The sequence below is a fragment of the Nitrospirota bacterium genome (assembly GCA_016195565.1).
In the GTDB taxonomy this organism is placed as follows: Bacteria; Nitrospirota; Thermodesulfovibrionia; order Thermodesulfovibrionales; family UBA1546; genus UBA1546.
Genome location: JACPZK010000006.1, coordinates 135375 through 154721, shown reverse-complemented (window position 1 = coordinate 154721; position 19347 = coordinate 135375). Strand labels below are relative to the sequence as shown.

The 19347-nt window shown below is 43.5% G+C and carries 17 protein-coding genes; 4 read left to right on the top strand and 13 right to left on the bottom strand.

The features are described 5' to 3' along the window. Positions 1-103: 103 nt before the first annotated feature. The 9 genes from HY035_02765 to mutS all read right to left on the bottom strand — a co-directional run bounded on the left by HY035_02765 (position 104) and on the right by mutS (position 10476). Positions 104-598 (bottom strand): rhodanese-like domain-containing protein, encoded by a 495-nt coding sequence (locus HY035_02765; protein ID MBI3377313.1) that lies wholly within the window; start codon positions 596-598, stop codon positions 104-106. An 82-nt stretch (positions 599-680) separates the two neighbouring features. After that, the gene (locus HY035_02760) at positions 681-1193 is read right to left on the bottom strand and encodes a universal stress protein (protein ID MBI3377312.1); all 513 of its coding nucleotides are present in this window, start codon (positions 1191-1193) and stop codon (positions 681-683) included. 8 nt (positions 1194-1201) lie between these two features. Next, positions 1202-1348 carry a hypothetical protein gene (locus tag HY035_02755; GenBank protein ID MBI3377311.1) on the bottom strand — a complete coding sequence of 49 codons (147 nt, stop codon included), beginning with the start codon at positions 1346-1348 and terminating at the stop codon, positions 1202-1204. A 13-nt stretch (positions 1349-1361) separates the two neighbouring features. Continuing rightward, positions 1362-2216, bottom strand: coding sequence for a putative sulfate exporter family transporter (locus HY035_02750; GenBank protein MBI3377310.1), 855 nt, complete (start codon positions 2214-2216; stop codon positions 1362-1364). Next, positions 2217-2966: a putative sulfate exporter family transporter gene (locus HY035_02745; protein ID MBI3377309.1), complete on the bottom strand. Its 750-nt coding sequence runs from the start codon at positions 2964-2966 to the stop codon at positions 2217-2219. It lies immediately after the preceding gene. A 143-nt stretch (positions 2967-3109) separates the two neighbouring features. Beyond that, the gene (locus HY035_02740; protein ID MBI3377308.1) at positions 3110-3526 is read right to left on the bottom strand and encodes a universal stress protein; all 417 of its coding nucleotides are present in this window, start codon (positions 3524-3526) and stop codon (positions 3110-3112) included. Between the two features lie 327 nt (positions 3527-3853). Next, the gene (locus HY035_02735) at positions 3854-5209 is read right to left on the bottom strand and encodes a sigma-54-dependent Fis family transcriptional regulator (GenBank protein ID MBI3377307.1); all 1356 of its coding nucleotides are present in this window, start codon (positions 5207-5209) and stop codon (positions 3854-3856) included. Continuing rightward, positions 5206-7143 carry a DUF3365 domain-containing protein gene (locus HY035_02730; protein MBI3377306.1) on the bottom strand — a complete coding sequence of 646 codons (1938 nt, stop codon included), beginning with the start codon at positions 7141-7143 and terminating at the stop codon, positions 5206-5208. The genes HY035_02735 and HY035_02730 overlap by 4 nt, the downstream gene beginning before the upstream one ends. 741 nt (positions 7144-7884) lie before the next feature. After that, complete coding sequence (gene mutS / locus HY035_02725; GenBank protein ID MBI3377305.1) at positions 7885-10476, bottom strand: DNA mismatch repair protein MutS; 2592 nt, start codon at positions 10474-10476, stop codon at positions 7885-7887. 152 nt (positions 10477-10628) lie between these two features. Between mutS and HY035_02720 the strand changes: the two genes are divergently transcribed. Next, complete coding sequence (locus HY035_02720; GenBank protein MBI3377304.1) at positions 10629-11726, top strand: acetyl-CoA synthase subunit gamma; 1098 nt, start codon at positions 10629-10631, stop codon at positions 11724-11726. A gap of 15 nt (positions 11727-11741) precedes the next feature. Continuing rightward, the gene (locus HY035_02715; GenBank protein ID MBI3377303.1) at positions 11742-12047 is read left to right on the top strand and encodes a 4Fe-4S binding protein; all 306 of its coding nucleotides are present in this window, start codon (positions 11742-11744) and stop codon (positions 12045-12047) included. Between the two features lie 71 nt (positions 12048-12118). Here the strand turns inward: HY035_02715 and HY035_02710 are convergent, their stop codons facing one another. Next, entirely contained in the window at positions 12119-13168 is a 1050-nt protein-coding gene (locus HY035_02710; protein MBI3377302.1) for a hypothetical protein, read from the bottom strand. Positions 13169-13337: 169 nt separating this feature from the next. Between HY035_02710 and HY035_02705 the strand changes: the two genes are divergently transcribed. After that, the gene (locus HY035_02705; protein MBI3377301.1) at positions 13338-15041 is read left to right on the top strand and encodes a DnaJ domain-containing protein; all 1704 of its coding nucleotides are present in this window, start codon (positions 13338-13340) and stop codon (positions 15039-15041) included. A gap of 182 nt (positions 15042-15223) precedes the next feature. Next, entirely contained in the window at positions 15224-15814 is a 591-nt protein-coding gene (locus HY035_02700; protein ID MBI3377300.1) for a MarC family protein, read from the top strand. 1 nt (position 15815) lies between these two features. Here HY035_02700 and HY035_02695 read toward each other — a convergent pair whose 3' ends face one another. From HY035_02695 to HY035_02685, 3 genes are all read right to left on the bottom strand, one after another. Beyond that, positions 15816-17042 carry a response regulator gene (locus tag HY035_02695; GenBank protein ID MBI3377299.1) on the bottom strand — a complete coding sequence of 409 codons (1227 nt, stop codon included), beginning with the start codon at positions 17040-17042 and terminating at the stop codon, positions 15816-15818. Positions 17043-17246: 204 nt separating this feature from the next. Then, a complete protein-coding gene (locus HY035_02690) occupies positions 17247-18278 on the bottom strand; it encodes a rod shape-determining protein (GenBank protein MBI3377298.1) in 1032 nt (343 codons plus the stop codon). After that, on the bottom strand, positions 18247-19311 hold the full coding sequence (locus HY035_02685) for an N-acetylmuramoyl-L-alanine amidase (protein MBI3377297.1): 1065 nt from the start codon (positions 19309-19311) through the stop codon (positions 18247-18249). Before HY035_02685 ends, HY035_02690 begins: the two co-directional genes overlap by 32 nt. Between the last annotated feature and the right edge of the window lie 36 nt (positions 19312-19347).

The following is a 19347-nucleotide window of genomic DNA, read 5'->3' as shown; positions in this document are numbered from 1 at the left end:
ATCAAATGGGCTATTACTAATAACTAAAACTACTCAAGAGCTTAGATTTTAAGGCGGGCCTGGGTTAACCCAGGCCCGCCTTAAAATCTGTTGCATTAAAACCTTACTTCTTACCTTCTACCGTCGGATAGTCTTTCTTTATCCAGTCAGGAATTCCTGTCCTGTACCAATAGATGTTCTTGAATCCGAGGTGCTTAAGGAGCAATACAGTTGCCGGTGACTTCCAGCACTTTACGCCATTGCAATACTGGACAAGAATTTCGTCCTTGCCGTATTTGTCAGCTATCTTGGGGTCCTTAAGAAGGTCGTCTATTGGAAACGATACTGCTCCGGCAATATGTTCCTTCTCATACTCTTTCCCCCTGTTGTCCATAATTACAAACTTCTTCTTCTCATCTGTCCACTTCTTGATTTCATCGCCAGTTATATTATTTGCTCCGGCGATGGAAGCAGGCATATCCTTCTTTTCTTTAGCAGCTGCCTTTAGCGCCTCTACCTCTTTAAGAAGGGCATCAGGCCAATCAGCAGCAAGTGTGAGGTTATAAAAACCTACAACTGCAAATGCGAAACACAGCAAAGCGATTGCCAATTTCTTCATTATCTTTATCTCCTATTATTTAGTTATTGCTACCCATTAAGTCACTGAGAATCCCAACAACTTAATGCCTTTTCTCTCTTTTTCAGGCTAATACACCCTCAGTTAAGCGCCTCTCACCTCCCCTTCCCATTAATTCCAATTTGTTATTTACCACCAGCACAGGGCAGGGTGCAAGTTTCATGAGCCTTTTGAGCGATATCCGGGCTTTGTATTCCTCTGACCTTACGCTGTTGCTGCTGCCGATAATGACAAGATCTGCGTTGAGCGCCCCAGCCTCTTCAGCTATAACATCCCCGGGGTCGCCCACTTTGACAGAGGACTTCACGTTAAGGCCATGCGCCTCTGCGCGCTGAACAAATCCGGTCAGGGCCACATCAGCCATCCGGTACAGTTCTGATTCGGCATAGCGGTAGAATGCCATTCTCTTCTCAGAGGAATGGAGCCATTCTATGCCGACCAGCGACCCCCAGCCCTTATGGATGACGTAGAGGACATGAAGGTCTGCGCCCAATTTCCGTGCAAGCCCAATGGCATATGATTCAGCCTTTTTAGCCCCTTCTGTGCCGTGTGTAGCTATCAGTATTCTTTTAAACATGAATCTCTTTACTTAAGTGCGATTAGCACTATTACCGCCAGGATAAAGGAGATTATCAGCGCAGTCATGTCTTCCTTTTTCTCAGAGGCAAAGACACTGAGTGCGCGCTCTTCCATCTTTTTTTGTTCTTCTTTAGTTGCTTTTTCCTCAGCCATTTTAAACCTCCTGTTAGATGCTGCCTTTAATAAATAACCATACTGCAAAGAAAGACAAGACTGCCTTTGCCGCGCCCACAACCACGCCGATAAAAGCTGCCTTTCCTCCTGCCTGCCGGATGGTCTGCCATGTAATCTGCATCCCGAGTCCGATAAGTCCAAAGGCAAAGAACCACATCATGTATTCTCTCATTATCCCTATTGTTTTAGGTTTAGAATGGACCTTCGAGTCCGCGCCCTTGAATACAGCTTTCAGGTCTTTGTCTTTTGTAAAGTCCTGTGCTTTCAGAACGAGGTCTGCCTGATCAACGCTCGTAATCTGCTTGTCAGCCACCAGTTTTTCCAGCGCCTCTTTGACCTTGGGATCTTTAACCTCGCCTGTTTCAATAAATGCCTGAATCTTCTTCAGATCCCTTGTCCTGACTTCCTTCTTTTCATCAGGCTTGACATTATAGAAGTTCTTTCCGTGCAGCACATTATCCTTTGGCGTGAATACACCTGTTGAACTGAAGGCGAACATGATGATGAACCCCAGAACAAATATCGGGAACTTATCTATAAGAATCTTTCCCATACTAATCTTAGGGGCCCCGGAAGCCTCAGCCTCTTCTTCCTCACCCTTTGCGAACCAGACTGCAAGTATAATAACAATAAATGGCAGGAAGAGTATCCTTGTGATATTGAAAATCTCGGCGACTTTCAAGGTCTCTATAGTGTTAGGGTCGAATATAAGGGCTGCTGCTGCTACCTGAGCAGAGTTTAATATTCCTGTTCCTGCCCATGCGCCAAACTGAAGCTCATTGAAGCCCACTATTCTTGCTATAGGAGGGAAGGTAAATAGGCCTACCAGACCAACCAGAAGGAGCATTCATATAGAGTATGCCATGTCAATACCGCGCGCTTTAACTACAGGCGCGGCTGCCACTGCTGCTGATACACCGCATACAGCTATGCCGGCAGAAAGCACTCCTGTCAAGGGTCTCGGTATCTTGAAAAGCTGACCCAGCCACAGAACAGCTATTGCTGTGCCCATAACAAATGTTGTAATCATTACTACACTGATACCACCCAGGTATCTCAACTCAGTAATGCTGTACATGGCGCCCAGCGTAATAACACCCATCTTCATCGCCAGCCTTGCAGTCTTAACACCTGCCTGCATCCATGCCGGAACACCTATGGTATTAACCCATATAATACCAATAACAATGCCGAGCAGGATGTAATTCAGGCCAAACATCGCTGCAAAGTCAAAACCAAGCGCCGGTTGTGCGGCCTTGCCCCAGATTTTAAATATGGGCTCAATGTAGAACCGGCAGAGATAGGCCAGGATAATCATCATCCCTGCTCCTGCCATGGGCGCCCGCACTACGTTGTCAAATTTTGTTTTCATGGCGGGCTGGATAAGATTCCATATCCCGAACAAGGAAATTATTGCCCCTCCCCATAGTCCCACGCTAACCTGTGTGTCTATTGTTTTACTTGTCTTGAGAGTAGCTGCAAGCTCTGCCATGAATCCTGGTATTGCAGCAGCATCATGACGCTGTAAAACTATAGCGTAAATTAGCAAAATAAGGCCTGTAATCAATGCTACAGGCGATTTCTTTTCTCCATTCATGCCTTTTACCTCCTCATATTAGTTTTGGTTATAAAACAAGGCTTATTATTACAGCCAGTGCGAGGAATATCCCCGAAAGTATAAAAACCTCTTTCATTTATCTGCTCACCTCCTATATATCTTGTTTTTTGTCTGATGATTATTTATCTCACAACAAGGACATCACACGGTGCATACTCAACAACCTTTGAGGATACACTGCCCAAAAGGTATTTTTTTGCGCCATGCCGCCCATGGGAACCGACCACAATCATATCCGCTCCCTTTTCCTTAGCGGTGCTTATGATTATATCAGCAGCATTCCCTAATTTTACTTCTGTTTCCATATTTACGCCCTTCTTTGACAATTCTCCTTTCAGGACATTCAATCTCTTTTTTGATTCTTCGGTCATTGTTTCATACATCTTTTTACAGTCATCAATACCTATCTCCATCATACAGAGGTCAGGCACCACGGAAAGCACAACTACCGAGGCCTTTGTCATCATAGCCGTATCTACTGCCCTGTGTAACGCCTTGTCTGCCTGTTCCGAGCCATCATGGCCAACTAAAATCTTCATTTTTCGCTCCTTTCTCTATAGGTTAATAAGAAATAATACCGTTTCCGGCATCAAACTATGTAAAAGGTGGATCCGCGCTGAGACATTTCATAAATTTCTCAGACATTAGCATAGGTGGAAAAAGATTGTCAACAATGAATTTTACAGCTGTCAAGCCAAAATAGAAATGTCCTATTTTGGGGATGCTGTCTCCATTCATACAGTTTGTATATGCAATTGAAATGCCACTTAAAGTAGAGTTTGTTTTATAAGAGAAAGTTTCAGAAATGTAATGAGAAATGTTCCGAGTTGGAAACATTTCAAGGAAAGAGTGTTCCCGTTTGGGCACTAACAGATGTTGTATTCCTTTAGTTTTTTCCAGAGCACCTTTCTGCTGATTCCGAGCCTCTTAGCTGTCTCTATCTTCTTGCCCTCTGACTCATTGAGAGCCTTGATGATCTTCTGTTTTTCAAAACATCTTACGCTTGCCTCTAAAGAAAGGTCTTCAGTAATGCATGGAATTCTATCCGAAATGCCTGATATTTCATCAGAGAGATGCTCTATGTCTATGACTCCGTTTTTAGAGAGCACCACTGCCCTTTCAATGGCGTGCTTCAGTTCACGGACATTGCCCGGGTAGTGGTATGCCATAAGGGTCTCATAAGCTGATGATGTTATTTTTACACCTGGCTTTGTATATTTTTCCCCGAAATATCGGAGAAAATGTTCTATAAGATATGGGATATCCTCCTCCCTTTCCCTCAAGGGCGGGATCACAATGGGCACCACATTTATTCTATAAAAGAGGTCTTCTCTGAAGGCTACTTTCTTTATGACTTCCTTCAGATTTTTACTTGTAGCGTATATTCCCCTAACATCGACCTTTATGGTTTCATTGCCGCCGAGGCGGGTTATTGTATGGTCTTCGAGAACCCTGAGAAGCTTTGCCTGGAGACCCATAGGCATATCTCCTATTTCGTCGAAAAATATGCTTCCCCCATTGGTTATCTCAAACTTTCCTTTCCTGGTATCAGCTGCGCCTGTAAAGGCGCCCTTTTCATGACCGAAGAGCTCTGACTCAAATAGATTCTCAGGAATAGCGGCACAGTTTATTTTTATAAATGCCTTGCCATTCCTCAGGCTGAGGTTGTGTATTGCATTTGCCACAAGTTCTTTCCCTGTTCCGCTCTCTCCCTGAATTAAAACAGGCACGTCTGTTTTCGCTATGGACGATATGCGGTCAAAAATATCTTTCATGGAAGGGCTTACTCCTATAAGATTTTCAAAGCAGACCTTCCCGCTTACAGTCTCCTTCAAGCGGATTAGTTCAGCCTCTAAGTTGCAGAACTTCAGAAAGCGTTCAATGGTTATGAGGAGTTCCTCGTTGGAGAAGGGCTTTGCAATATAGTCAAACGCCCCGTCCTTAATCGCCTGCACAGCGGTCTTGACCTCTGCATGAGCGGTAATTATTATGACGCCTGTATTAGGAGAGATTGTTTTTATCTTGTTAAGCACTGTGATTCCATCGCATCCGGGAAGCTTAAGGTCTGTAATGACGATATCAAACCGCTCATTTTCGATTATAGAGAGGCCTTTTAGTCCGTCTTCACAGAACGAAACAGTATATCCTGATGATGAAAGAAAGTGGCTCATGCCAATCCTCATGGCCGGCTCATCCTCAATTATGAGTATTCTGTTTTTCATTTTGGCAGTGGTAATTTTACTGTAAACCTTGTTCCAGTTTCAGATGTTTCGAGACTTATTTTACCATTGTGCTGCTCTACAATGGACTTACTTACTGAAAGCCCTAAGCCTGTTCCTTCACCCACGGGCTTTGTTGTAAAAAACGGATCAAATATATACGGTAATACTTTAGCCGGTATCCCCGGCCCTGTGTCAGCAAAAGAGATATCGCAATATCCATTGTTTAACACTGTGTCAATGGTAAGCTCGCCGGACTTTCCATCCATCGCCTGAATTGCGTTCAGTATGAGGTTCAAAAATACCTCATACATCTTGTTCTGGTCGAGCATTACTTGAGGGAACTCCGTAGAGAAATTCTTAACGACCTTAATTTTTTTCTCTGATAGGAGATATTCCGTAAGCTTTAGTACGCCGTCTATAAGGTTGTTTATGGACATCGGAGAGACACTGAGCGAAGTTTTCTTAGAAAAATCAAGAAGCTGTTTTACTATATCCTGTATACGCTCAAGCCCGGAATTTATTACCTTAATATGGGTTCTTCTCGTCTCATCGTCCATATCTGTGGTGATAAGATTATTAAAGCAAAGTTTTATCCCGCCGAGGGGATTGTTGATCTCATGGGCAACACCTGCTGAAAGCTGTCCCACCGCAGCCAGTTTCTCAGCCCTTCTCATATGTTCCTCAATCTGTTTCTTATCGGTTATATCCTTAACGTAATGAATTGCCTTAATGACATTCCCCATGTCATCAGAGATTGGATAGAGATGAACATAGTAGAATTGTCCGTCATAGTCTTCCCAGTATTCGGAGACCGCCCTTTTTTCCCTCATCACCTTCTTGAGGAAACATATCGGGCATAATGTGTCAGCATCACAATTTTCAGCATGGCATTCCTTTGTAAACACCGCGCTAACTCCCTTTGCCACCCATTCGCGGTAGGCCTGGTTCGTTATCTCAAGAGAGCAGTCAGGATTTACAAGGGCAAGGGGATCGCTGATACCTTCAAAGATAGATCGCAGTGTTTCGGCATTCTTTTTCAGGTCTTCCTGCGCGTTGTATAAATGCTTAGCCATCTGATTGAAAGAGTCCGTTAGCTCGCCTATTTCATCCCGTGTTGTGATTGGGAGGGACTGATTAAGCGGCTCGGTGCCTTTAACGATTCCATTGAATATGGTAGTCAGCTTCGTTAACGGCCTGCTTACTAAACTCCAGAAAGCGCCCTGTAACGATATGAAGAGAAAGAGGAGGCTGGCGAAGCCGAATATAAACGTGGAGATGGCAATCCCCCTAATCTGCTCCATGGTTACGGCCAGGGGGATGGTGACTGAATCAACGCCCATTACCTCTCCCTCCTTCCATCCAAAGCCGCTCTCTGTCCCGTATTTCTTGACAAGTCCCAGGGGTGCATGTGAAGGATCACCGTGGCATTTCAGACAGCCCTTTTCTGTGATTATAGGCTTCACCCTCATGATATACTCCAGACCATCTATCGTAATTACGCCATTCCATGATTTCCTATTCCTGTCTTCCTGAAAATAGGCGAGCTTCTGCTCGTGGAGGGAGTCTGCCTTATTCTTCAGGTTAGTAGGGTTGGTTGACACCCTTTTATAGGTGTAATCCTTTAAATCTTTGTTGAACTCTTCCATGATCCTATGTCTAACATGGGTGGTAGACATGGCCTCAACCACGAAATCTTCCTCCCTGCTTACTTTTGGAAGAACTTCAAACATTTTCGGGCGTAATTCTTCTTTGACATACCTGCCGACTGCGTCCATCTGGGTCATGATGATTAAGGTCTTCTCATCAGCGTCCTCTATAACCCTGTCCTTGAGATTAGAATAAAGAAGGAGGGAAAAGACCACACAGAAGATTAAAATAATAAAAGTAATGGCAAGAGTAAATTTGGTGCCTATTTTAAGACTGCTTGGTTTCATTATTTTAAGCCTTGCAAGGTTATGGAAAACTTTTAATTAATTTTAGTAAAACAGATTAACAGAATTCAATCGAACTATATATCCAGCTAATTTATTTCTCATTCATTCCAACCTTCAGCATCTTCGCCTTTAAGAGGGCTGCGCTTGCTGTAGTTTTGCCCATTGCCTTACCTGTATAGATGCGGGTACACCCTTTTGCCATGCATATACTTTATCACAGTCTCTATTTTCATGCTCTGATGAGATTTTTCAAGAAAATGAATGCTCCGGCATGTGCGGCGCTTTCGGCAAAGAAGGATTCCCGAGAATTAATACAAACGCATTAAATGCCGTTACATTGTCATTGCGAGCGACCAACGGGAGCGTGGCAATCTTAAGTATAATTTGCGAGATTGCTTCGTCGCTTCACTCCTCGCAATGACACTTTACTTAATGCGTTTGTATTAGTATTGCATTATATATAAGTGATATTCCTGTGAATATAAATCCAATGCCGGAAAGCGCGAGCAGGGCAGGAAACTTACTTTAAGTTTAACTTTAAGTAATGCAGGAATGGAGATAGTAAAATGACGATACTGAGGGCTAAGGCCTGAATAAATGCAGGAATAAGCAGATAGCCTTACTCTATGAAATACTGCTTCTTTTTGCGCATAACCTCACAGATTGGTTTAATATTTTTTCCCATTATAAAACAGTTAAAGAAAGGCTTTAAATCAGGAATAGACAAGAGGAATATGCATATCAGGACTTTACCCACTTTTTCTTCAGTTCTTTGAGTTTGTTTAATGCATTATCCGGAGATAGCGCTTCCATATCCGTGTTCATTAACTCAGACAGCAGGGAATCCTCTCTTGCTCCAAAAAGGTCAAGTTGGACCGTTCTCTTTTTCTGTTTGTGGGATGCAAATTTCGGTTCGCCTGCCTCATCCAGTTCCTCTTTCTCAAGGTTTGTGAGGACTTCTTTTGCCCGCAGGATTACTTCAGATGGAAGCCCTGCAAGCTGTGCGACCTGAATCCCGTAGCTTTTATCAGCAGGCCCTTCTTCTACCTTTCTGAGAAAGATTATTTCGTCTCCCCATTCCTTGACAACTACGTTATAGTTCTTTACTCCGTCGAGTGTAATAGCAAGTTCTGTTAATTCATTGTAATGGGTTGCAAATAGAGTCCTTGCCTTAATTGTCTTTGCTATATGCTCTGCAACAGCCCAGGCAATGCTTATCCCGTCAAATGTGCTTGTGCCTCTTCCAACCTCGTCTATGATTATGAGGCTTTTTGATGTGGCATTGTTGAGTATGTTGGCTGTCTCTATCATCTCAACCATAAATGTGCTCTGCCCTTTTGTTATATAATCAGACGCCCCGATTCTTGTGAATATCCTGTCAACTATTCCTATCCTTGCCTCTGAAGCAGGGACAAAGCCGCCCATCTGCGCCATAAGGACTGTCAGGGCTATCTGCCTCATGTATGTGGATTTTCCCGCCATATTGGGACCTGTGATTATCATAAGCCTTTGTTTTTCATTATCAAGATAAATATTGTTGGGAATAAACCGTTCCTCTCCGGGAATCCTTTCAAGCACAGGATGCCTTCCGTCCGTTATCTCGATTATCCCGCTCTCGTCTATACGCGGCTTTACGTAATTATGCCTTTTTGCTACAACTGCCAGTGATGTCAGAAAATCCGAAGCTGCAATGGCATGGGCTGTTCTTGCAAGGTCCGCCGATTCTTTCTGAGCCTCATTCAGTATCTCATTGAAGGCCTGATACTCAAGATTTTTCAGCCTTTCCTCTGCGCCTATGACCTTTGACTCATATTCTTTAAGCTCAGGCGTTATAAATCTTTCTCCGCCCACGAGGGTTTGTTTCCTTATATAATGCTCGGGAACCTGGTCAAGATTTGCATTTGTAATCTCAATATAATATCCGAATATTTTGTTATACCCGACCTTGAGGGACGAAATCCCCGTCTTCTTTTTTTCGCTCATCTCAAGCTCTGCGATGAAGTCTTTCCCGCTTGTTGCTATTTTCCTCAGACTGTCAATCTCTTTGTTATAGCCATTCCTGATAATTCCTCCGTCTCTGAGGCTGAGCGGAGGCGTGTCTATGATGGACGACTCTATCAACGACTTCAGTGAAGAGAATTCGGATATTTCTTCTGCTATCGACTTGAGGTATACGTCTTTTGAAGAAAGAAGCGCTTTCTTTATGGAAGGCAGATGCGTTATGGAATTTCTTATTGCTGTCAAGTCTCTTGGGTTTGCGCTTTTTGCCCCAATCCTGTTTGAAAGCCTTTCGAGGTCCTGCAGCTTCCTGAGATTGCTGCGCAGTGTCTCAATGAGTTCGTAATCTTCAAAAAGGTACTCTACGGCATTCTGCCTTTTGCGTATCTCGCTTATGTCAATGAAGGGCCTGAGGATTAATCCTCTGAGGTATCTTCCCCCCATGGGCGTCAGTGTCTCGTCAATGGCCCACAGGAGAGTGTTCTCCTCCGTCCTGATTTTGAGATTGCGGATTAATTCAAGGTTTCTCTGCGTTGCAGAATCAAGGAACATAAAAGATGTCTGATTTATTGTTGAGATTTTTCTGAAATTCAGATTTCCTTTCTGCGTTTTATCGAGATAATTTATAAGCGCGCCGGCAGCGGATATTGCAGCGGACAGGCCCTCGCATCCGTAACCGTCCAGCGACGAGACTTTGAAATGCATTAAGAGAATTTTATATGCTTCTGCATAGTCAAAGGCCCAGTCTTCATAAGCTGTGCCGTAAAAGTCTTTGAGAGATTCCGAGTAATGGATATTTTGTCTCAGGGTGTCAGGATATAGGATCTCCTTGGGTTCAAACCTGCTGAATTCGTCTTCAATAGGCTCGACCGTTTCATAAATAATGAACTCTCCTGTTGATACATCGGCTGCTGCGATGCCGTGTTTTTTGCCGTCAGGAAAGAAACTCACAATATAATTATTTTCCTTGGGATGCTCAGGTGTGTGTGTGCCGGGTGTTATTACCCTTACCACGTCTCTCTGTATTATTCCCTTTTCTGTGCCCTTTGCCTCTTTGGCGTCTTCCATCTGCTCGCATATTGCGACCTTGTGTCCTGCCTTAATCAGCTTTGTTATATATGTTTCAGAGGCGAAATGCGGGAAGCCGCACATCGGAACAGGCTCTTCTTTTGATTTGTCTCTTGATGTCAGGGCAATCTGGAGTATCTTTGACGCTGTCTTTGCATCCTCGCCGAACATCTCATAGAAATCTCCGAGCCTGAACATAAGGATACAGTCCTTATATTTCTCTTTGATGTTTGAGTATTGTTTCATTACAGGGGTCAGTTCAGACATACTTAGATATTTAATAACATCAGGCACTGAAATGCAATACAAAAGTACAAAAGAAAATATAAGATATGGCAAAATATATTATACTGTTTTAAAGTAGAAAATGGGGCTGTAACTTTCTGGCGATAAAGGGCATAGAAAAGGAGCAAAGCAGAATGGGAATTGAAAAATTATCTTTCTTGCCGCCAACTGCGGTAAAAAAAGCGGCTGGACAGCCTGTCGCCTTGGGTGACTCGCCGAGGAGAGTGTTCAGCAAGGTTGAACCGGACTGGACATGGAAGGATTACTGGGGAGAGATTAAGTGCAGGGTGAGTTCTTTCCGTATGAGATATACGGTTAACCCGGGATTGTATGCTGTTGGTGAGCCTGATGAAGCATCAGATGTTTTTGTTACCGCAAACTACAAGCTGAGCTTTGACATATTGAGAAGGGAATTAAGAGGGCTGAATGCCTGGATAATTGTTCTTGATACAAAGGGCATCAATGTCTGGTGCGCAGCCGGCAAAGGCACGTTCGGGACAAATGAACTTATCAACCGCATCAAAGAAACTAACCTGCACAACGTAGTCACTCGCAGAAGAATAATTATCCCGCAGCTTGGCGCAGTAGGGGTCAATGCGCGGATAGTTCAGCAAAGAACAGGCTTCAGGGTTTACTTCGGGCCTGCTCATGCAAAAGACATCTCTGCTTATATCAGGGCAGGGTATATCAAAACGCCTGAGATGCGGTTGGTGCGGTTTAATATGCTGGACAGGCTTGTACTTACGCCCATGGAGATAAATCCTGCCATGAAAAAGTTTCCGCTATTTGGCCTGATTGTGCTGATTTTGTTTGGAATCCAGCCGTCAGGCATTCTGTTTAAAGACGCCTGGGAAGGGGGCCTGCCATTTCTGATTTTGGGATTGATGTCTGTTTTTATTGGCGCCTTCATAACTCCTCTTTTGCTTCCTTTTATTCCGTTCAGGTCCTTTGCTGTTAAGGGGTGGCTGACAGGCGTAATTGCGGTATTTGCTTTAATGAAGGGAATTGAACTTTCGTATTATAAAAGCCTGCTGCCTCTCGCAGCAGCATATATCTTTTTCCCTTTTGCAAGTTCATACATAGCGCTTCAGTTCACAGGCTCTACAACCTTTACAAGCATGTCAGGCGTTAAGAAAGAACTTAAGATAGGTGTTCCTGTTTATTTGACTGCGACAGCCCTATCTTTGTTAATATTAATTATATACAAACTCTCGCAGTGGGGAATCATATAAAGCAAATATGGAAGGATGGTTTATATGAAATATATAGCTGATGTTGTGACACTTGAATTTTTTCAAGAGAAATGCACAGGCTGCGGCAAATGTGTTGAGGTATGCCCTCATGGAGTTTTTTTGCTACAGGACAAAAAGGTTTTTATTACTGATAGGGACAGATGCATGGAGTGCGGAGCGTGCGCTAACAACTGTGAATTCGGAGCTATAAACGTTAATTCAGGAGTAGGCTGTGCAGCGGCAATAATTAACGGCATGATAACAGGAGGGCCGCCTTCCTGTGACTGCGGTGTTGAGTCAGGAAGTAACTGCTGCGGATAATGGGTTGTGAGTTCTTTTCCTCCGAACCTTGCTGTCTCATGAAACCTGCCGGGTATGCAACTTGAGGATGGTTAAAAAAATTTGTATGCCAGGAATATGCCTGCTGCACCGAGAACAAACAGGATGGCTATTCTGAGCGCCTTCTTTTTTATATCTGCGGCTGGCGCTGTGTATATAATCTTTCCTGAGAATTGTGAGCCTGACTCCGTGTCTTTCGGAGATTTGACATAGAGCAGTTTTTTATCTGATGAGAGTTTTTTTGCAGCCTTTTCTTCTCGCGGCGGCGCGGCGTCTCTGCCGGCGGCTAATGCCAGTTTGAGGCTTATATCCTCCGCCTCTGATGTTTCATCAGCTATGCTGTCGCTGTCTGTTAGGTTTAATGATATCTCATTTCTGAGAAAAACGTTTTCTGCTGTTTTTTCATCAATTTCTGTTTTTAAGGCAGCGAGTGTATTATTGAGATACTCTATTTTATTGGGGTGTTCAGGCTCTGCTTCTGTATCTTGGGGCAGGTTATTCAATATTAAAGGGGACGTTTCCACAAAGCCGGCCTGTCTTTGTTCGACTGCTTTATAGCGTGTTTCAAGCTCTTTACACTTTAACTCGGTTTTTCTCATAGCCTCAAGCGCGGTATCCATGTCTGCCTGGCTTTCCTGAAGCTGAAGTCCTTTTTTCTCAATCGTGTATTTCAGTTCTTCAATAGTCTTGTCTCTTTTATAAATATCCTCTATGAGTTCATCTTTTTCTTTAAGCAGGAAGTCCCGTTCATCTCTCAGTTTGTCAAGTCCTGCCTTAAAGTCCACTATCTCCATGTTTCTTACTATATCAATGTCTGCAATCCTGTCCTGAAGTCTTTTCTTATCCTCAAAGGCCTTGTTCAATGCGTGGAAGAGCCTGTCTTTTTCTTCTGCTGTTGATGCTAATGCTGTATTTTGCTCTTCTAATGCCTTTTCAAGATATGCTATCTCTTTTAGGGCATTTAAAAACCTTTCTCTTATGACCTCAGTATTAAGCGGTTCTGCGCCCTGTTTGTGCTTAGTATGGGTGCTGGACGGCTCGTGTGTATGAAGCCTGTTTATCAAGCCTTCAGGAGTTATGGCATCAAATTCTCTGCTGCCCATTCCTTTTGCTCCTTAAAATTATGCATATCCCGATATTATCGGGACAGCTATCATGTTAAAAAATTATAACCACCCTCATGTTCTGTTGTCAACAAGACGCCCGGGCACAGGGGTGTGGGCGGCGGCGTGTATGTTGAGTTTTTATAGGTAATGATATTATCATATCGCTATGACTGCAGCCGGAAAAGATAAAAGAAACTTCAAACGATACCGCACAAAAGCATCCCTTAAACTGGATATTAACGGAAGGGCGTATAATGCCAATGCCGTAGATTACTCATTTGATGGAATCGGAGCAGTTGTTGAAAATAGCCAGCATATTACAAAAGGCGCGCTTGTTAATGTGCACATGGATAATCCTGATTTAGACGCAAAGGGGGAGGTTGCATGGATTCAAAAGACACCTCAGGGGCTTACGGTTGGCATAAAAAGAGATGATGCGTCGCGTAGAGGCAATTTAGAGGATTACTCTCTATCTGATGTGCTCATAGGACTGCAGAGGAGTCATAAGACAGGCGTGCTAAAGGTTGAAAACGATACTATCATAAAAAAAGTATATATAAAAGACGGCGATATGATTTTTTCTTCATCAAATCAGGACAATGACAGGCTCGGTGAGATTCTTCTCAAAGCTGGAAAGATAAATCTTGAGCAGTATAATAAGTCAGTTGAACTCCTGAAAGAGACGGGCAAAAAGCAGGGCGCGATACTCGTCAGGCTCGGTTATCTCAAGCCGCAGGAGCTGGTCTGGGTAGTAAGACGACAGGTTGAAAATATTATTTTGAGTCTCTTTAGCCTTGAGGGCAGCAGTTTTGAATTTAAATTTAAGGAAGGGCCGCTCCCCTCTGATGAGGTGATAACCCTTAAATTGAGCGCAGCAAACCTTATTTATCGCGGGATAAAAAGGATTGCTAACCCTCAGAAGATATTCAACCTCTTGTGTGTGCCGATGGATGCAGTCCTCTGTTTCTCCTCAAACCCCCTGAACCTTTTTCAGGACATAGAGCTGAATGAAAAAGATAAAAGGATATTGTCTTTTGTTGACGGCAGGGCTGCGATAAAGGACATTGTTTCTTTATCGCAGAGTGATGTGCCTGAAACGCTGAAGGTGATTTGTGCACTCCTGAGCATAAGGCTTATAGAGGTAAAAGGGGAGGACGTAGTGATTGAAGCAGGGTTTTCTGCTGCTGATATCATGGAAGAGCGTGAGATTAAAATAGACGAAGAATTTATGAGCAGGGTAGAAAAGATATACAGCGGCCATGAGGCAATGGGCTATTACGGCATTTTGGAAGTTAAACAATGGGCCTCGGTTGATGATATAAAAAGGGCATACTATAAAGCAGCCAAAGAGTTTCATCCCGACAGGCATTTTTATATTAATTCACCTGCGGTAAAATGGAAATTAAATGCAATTTTTTCATATATAGCAGCAGCCTATACAACCCTTTCAAGCTCTCAGAAGAGAAAAGACTATGATAACCGTTTAACACATAAGACAACGGCTGTTCCGGATAAGGAGGAGAGCGCAAGGTCCATGTTTGCAGAAGGTAAAGCGGAATTCAGGAAAGAAAATTATTCTGAGGCCTTCCAGCTTTTCGGGCAGGCTGTATATCTTGATAACGCCGTAGCAGAGTATCATTATTATTACGGGCTGACACTTATCAGGCTTAAGAGGTTTAAAGAAGCGGGAAGGGCGTTGGAAAGGGCAGTAGAACTTGCTCCTTCCAATCCTGCCTATCTTACTGATGCAGGACACATTTATGTTCAGCTTGGGTTCCGGCAGAGGGCAAGAAGCAGTTTTGAAAAAGCAATAAAGATTGATCCGTCAAATAACAGGGCGGTGGAGGGGCTTCGAAATATCCCTGAGTGAGAAGCGTTTGCCTTTATAGATTTAAGGGTGGTATAGTCAACTTGAGATCCATGGAAAAAGTGTCATTGCGAGCGAAGCGAAGCAATCTCGCTTTCATATAAGACAACATGTTAGAGATTGCCACGTCGCTATCGCTCCTCGCAATGACATCAAAACATGGGAGTTTTCAGGAGTCTTATCTTATGGAAAATTTTTTAAAAGCGCTGATTAATACCTTTATCCCTATCTTTGTGGCAATAGATATTTTTGTTGTTCTCCCCATTTTCATATCAATCACAGAAGGCATGTCAAAAGCTAAGAACAATGCAATTGTTAGAGAGTCCATACTTACAGCCCTTGCAGTGAGCCTGGCATTTGTTGCCTTGGGAGAGGCAATATTCAGGATACTCGGCATCACAGCAAATGATTTTAAGATTGCCGGCGGGCTGGTGCTTCTTGTCTTTGCAATCCTTGACATAGTAAAACACAGCGAGGAAAGGAGAAGGCCCTCAGGCAGGATGGGTGTTGTGCCGATAGCGGTACCGTTGATTATAGGCCCGGCAGTGCTTGCCACTCTTTTAGTGCTTGTGGACCATTACGGCATTCTGCCGACGCTTGGCTCTCTTGTATTAAACCTTGTTGTTGTGTATTTCTCATTTATCAAGGCTGCGGCAATTACGAAATTGTTCGGCAGGGGCGGGATTGCGGCAATATCAAAGATAATGGCTATATTGCTTGCATCAATAGCTGTTATGATGATACGCATCGGCATAGAAAACATAGTGAAGCGTTGAGCTATTCCTTGAAGATAACCGCCTTTGTCTTTTCTTTAACCTCAATACTATGCGCAAGTTTGACGGCCTCTTTCTTATTCTCAAATTTGCCGATTAGAACTCTGTAAAGTGGTTCCTTATCCTTTCCTGCGCTTTTTTGTACAAAGGTTTGATAGCCCTTGGCTTTATAATCTTTTGCGAGGGCTTCCGCATTATTTGTGCTTTTAAATGCGCCGAGCTGGACATGATAAATTATTTTTCCTGCTGATTTTGGTTCAGGCTTGGGCGCTGTTGCCGGGGCAGCAGGAACTGAGTTGCTGACAGACGGCATTTCCGATGGTTTTGCAGGAGCAGCTGGAGCCGCGGGCTTGTTTTCCGGAATCTCACCCATAGGTTTTTGCGGTTCATTAGGAGTAACCGCTGCTTTTTCCGCCGGTACCGGTTTAACAGGAACTGACGTTGAAGATTTCAGCCACGGCAGCAGGTTTTCTTTGTACAGGATAAATCCAACCCCTGCGCCGATAATCAGGATAATTGCAAGCGCGACAATAAGAGGAACAAATAATCTGCTTCTCATACCCCTCCTCCTTAAGCTTGTTTTAAATTTATAAGGCCTTTCAGGTTCCCCTTTCAAAATTTCCTCAGGTTCCATGTATGGAATGTTTTCAACCATAGTTTTTTCAAAAGGTTCAGGCGTCTCTTTTCCCATCCTAACCATGGTTTTCTCTGAGGCGTCAAATTCTTCAGCAGGCATTTTTTGCCGTTCCTGCGTCTGCTGTTTCATCACAACAGTTTCTTCAGCCGCGCCAAATTCAATTGTTTCTTCTGTCTTGCCTGACGGAAAATCCTGAAAAGCATTTGTTTGGATATCGCCATATTCCATTGATAGAACATTCCCTGTTTTTGAGATGAGTTCTTTCGTAGTGAAGGGCTTTTTAAGGGAATCAACAATGCCGTATACTTCGGCATAGCGCGGATCCATTGCACCTTCAAACGAAGAGAGTACAACTATAGGAATATCTTTAAGCTGCTCTGTGCCATGTATTGTCTTGCAGACCTCTAAACCGCTTGCGCCCGACAGGGCAGGATTTACAAATATCAGGGAAGGGTTTACTTTCTTTGCCATCGCAAGTCCAATATCTTTGTTTGGGGCAGTAAAAACAAGATAATCTTCCGCTTCAAGTATTGATACAATCTGCTGTGTTGTTTCAGCATCCGTGTCAATTACAAGAACTGTTTTTCCGGTCATGAAAAGTCACCCCTCAATTATAGTCAGCGACAAGAGAAAGTTGTCATTGCGAGGGCAATAGCCCGAAGCAATCTCAAGCCATGAGATTACTTCGCTTCGCTCGTAATGACAGTTTATTTATGTCGTTCACTATAGTTACTTAAGAGTTAAAAGTGTAAAGTTAAAAGTCGCTGATTCTTAATTTTCAACTCTTAACTTTTAACTCTATTGTAACGGTTCCCAGTATTTTGCCGGCATATCCTGCGCAAGTTTTACCGCTCCGTCTGAGCCTGCAAACAGCGGGTCCTGAACAGTTGTTACATTGCATGGCCCATACTCCTTCAGAGCATCCTGCAGATATTCGCGCAGCCCTCTTATCAGGCTTCCGCCTCCTGCGAGCACAATGTTGTTCTTTATCTTTAGCTGGAATTCAGGGTCAAACCTTGCTATCATTTCGGTCGTCGTTTCTACAAGCGCGGGGAGAATGCTTTCGCAGGCGCGTTTAACCTCGTTTTTGATATCATGCATGACAGGCTTGCCGTCAACAGGGATTTCTACGCGTATATCACCCTGAATCTCTCTTACAAAGCTGTACTTCTCTTTGAACTGGCGCACCATATTTTTGTTGAACTTTGAATTCGGATATTTCTCCGTAAGATAACTGTAAAGCTGTTCGTCAATAGAATCGCCTGCGTTCATAATAGTCTTCTGGTCTTCATCTGACGGGATAGCGCCGTGCATGATGCAGAGGTCGGTTGTCCCCGCGCCGATATCTATCACAAGTGAATTATTTAAGAGATTCAGTCCGTAAGCCACTGCAAAAGGCTCTGATACGACCATCAACGAGTGTGCAAATTCCGACACTGCCCTTCTGATTGCAAGTTTATTTACTTTCAGGGTGTCAGCAGGAACCCCGACCACTGCATGGATTTTCTGTTCAGGTTCAGGGTTTGCGAGTTCAATCAGATATTTTATAATTTCTTTTACGGCTTCTTCATTTTTCTCGATTCCCTCTTTGATTACCCCGTGTTCAAGCGGCCTGCAGAGGTCCAGCGAAAGCCTATGCTTTAGGGCATCTGCACCAAAGAGAACAGGTTTGCCGACTACCTGTAATGATATGAAATCTTTGGGCCAGCCGACATAGCTTTCAATCCACTGCCTTGTGCCGTTGCTCGCAGAGATGGAGCTTCTTGATGTTCCCAGGTCAATCCCGACGAATAAAATATTACCTTCTTTCTGTATTTCTTTTTGCTTCATAGTTTGCCTCTCCTTTATTTAAATAGTCCAATATGCCGGCCTCGATATAGCGTGCTATATTTTCCCTGTGGCTCTCGGTGTTGAGTTCTATCTCTTCCTGCTTGTTGCTGAGGCAGGAAACCTCGGCGAGCACGGCGGGCACGTCTACGCCAAGAAGAACTACAAACGGCGCCCTCTTTATGCCGAAGTTATGGATGTTCCCGTTTTTCTTCCTGCTGTTTATAAAAAGGTTTTTTTGTATTGATGATGCCAGTTCTTTAGATTCCTGAAGTTTTAGCGTTTTACCCATCTTTTCAATCATGTCTTTAAAATCGCTTAAGCCGTATTGTGAGCCTGCATTCTCCTGTTGAGCGAGCTTCAGCGTTTTGACATCGGATGAAGGCCCGAAATAGTAAGTCTCTATTATGTTTATAGGTATGGATGGAAGATAGTTTAAATGGATGGAGATAAAAATATCCGCTTTGCTTGCCTGCGCTAATTCCACCCTTTTGCTAAGGGGAAGTGTTATGTCATCCTCACGGGTCATAATGATATTGTAGCTGCCGTGTTTTTTAAGGCGCTCTTGCAGTTTTTTTGCTATGTCCAGTGTAATTTCTTTTTCTTTTGTTCCCATATTCCCTATAGTGCCCGGGTCATCACCTCCGTGTCCGGCGTCTATCATTATTGTCTTTACTCCAAGGCCAAACATGCGGCTTAACGGTATGCTGTAACCACTGAAAAATTCCTTATAATCCGAAGAACTCATTGAGGTTTCCTCCGCCTGAGGCGGAGGCATCGGATAATTTTTTTGAGTTATAATGCTTGCTGTCATCTGAGTTTCCTGAAACGAAGGCAGGTTCAGGTAGCTGCCTTGTCCCAGAATAGTCAGCAGTCCTACGGAGAAGAGTAGAAACATTTTTTTCAGGGAAAGCGGGATTTTCCTTGCGGATTCATCAGACTGCTTTCCTATTATTTTCAGGTTGTCTTCATAGACGCCCCTGAGAATGGCCTCTCTTGCTTTCAGACCTCTTTTTTTAGAGTTAATCTGCAACATAATGGTTAAAATCAATTTAACAGTTTATTCCAAAAA

What these genes read in the sequence shown, in the direction of transcription:
- HY035_02695 (MBI3377299.1), bottom strand. Translation starts at nt 17,042, where the DNA reads ATGACCGGAAAAACAGTTCTTGTAATTGACACGGATGCTGAAACAACA.
- HY035_02700 (MBI3377300.1), top strand. Translation starts at nt 15,224, where the DNA reads ATGGAAAATTTTTTAAAAGCGCTGATTAATACCTTTATCCCTATCTTT.
- HY035_02730 (MBI3377306.1), bottom strand. Translation starts at nt 7,143, where the DNA reads ATGAAACCAAGCAGTCTTAAAATAGGCACCAAATTTACTCTTGCCATT.
- HY035_02745 (MBI3377309.1), bottom strand. Translation starts at nt 2,966, where the DNA reads ATGAATGGAGAAAAGAAATCGCCTGTAGCATTGATTACAGGCCTTATT.
- HY035_02720 (MBI3377304.1), top strand. Translation starts at nt 10,629, where the DNA reads ATGGGAATTGAAAAATTATCTTTCTTGCCGCCAACTGCGGTAAAAAAA.
- HY035_02735 (MBI3377307.1), bottom strand. Translation starts at nt 5,209, where the DNA reads ATGAAAAACAGAATACTCATAATTGAGGATGAGCCGGCCATGAGGATT.
- HY035_02715 (MBI3377303.1), top strand. Translation starts at nt 11,742, where the DNA reads ATGGTTTATATGAAATATATAGCTGATGTTGTGACACTTGAATTTTTT.
- HY035_02685 (MBI3377297.1), bottom strand. Translation starts at nt 19,311, where the DNA reads ATGTTGCAGATTAACTCTAAAAAAAGAGGTCTGAAAGCAAGAGAGGCC.
- HY035_02750 (MBI3377310.1), bottom strand. Translation starts at nt 2,216, where the DNA reads ATGCTCCTTCTGGTTGGTCTGGTAGGCCTATTTACCTTCCCTCCTATA.
- HY035_02705 (MBI3377301.1), top strand. Translation starts at nt 13,338, where the DNA reads ATGACTGCAGCCGGAAAAGATAAAAGAAACTTCAAACGATACCGCACA.
- HY035_02760 (MBI3377312.1), bottom strand. Translation starts at nt 1,193, where the DNA reads ATGTTTAAAAGAATACTGATAGCTACACACGGCACAGAAGGGGCTAAA.
- HY035_02765 (MBI3377313.1), bottom strand. Translation starts at nt 598, where the DNA reads ATGAAGAAATTGGCAATCGCTTTGCTGTGTTTCGCATTTGCAGTTGTA.
- mutS (MBI3377305.1), bottom strand. Translation starts at nt 10,476, where the DNA reads ATGTCTGAACTGACCCCTGTAATGAAACAATACTCAAACATCAAAGAG.
- HY035_02740 (MBI3377308.1), bottom strand. Translation starts at nt 3,526, where the DNA reads ATGAAGATTTTAGTTGGCCATGATGGCTCGGAACAGGCAGACAAGGCG.
- HY035_02710 (MBI3377302.1), bottom strand. Translation starts at nt 13,168, where the DNA reads ATGGGCAGCAGAGAATTTGATGCCATAACTCCTGAAGGCTTGATAAAC.
- HY035_02755 (MBI3377311.1), bottom strand. Translation starts at nt 1,348, where the DNA reads ATGGCTGAGGAAAAAGCAACTAAAGAAGAACAAAAAAAGATGGAAGAG.
- HY035_02690 (MBI3377298.1), bottom strand. Translation starts at nt 18,278, where the DNA reads ATGAAGCAAAAAGAAATACAGAAAGAAGGTAATATTTTATTCGTCGGG.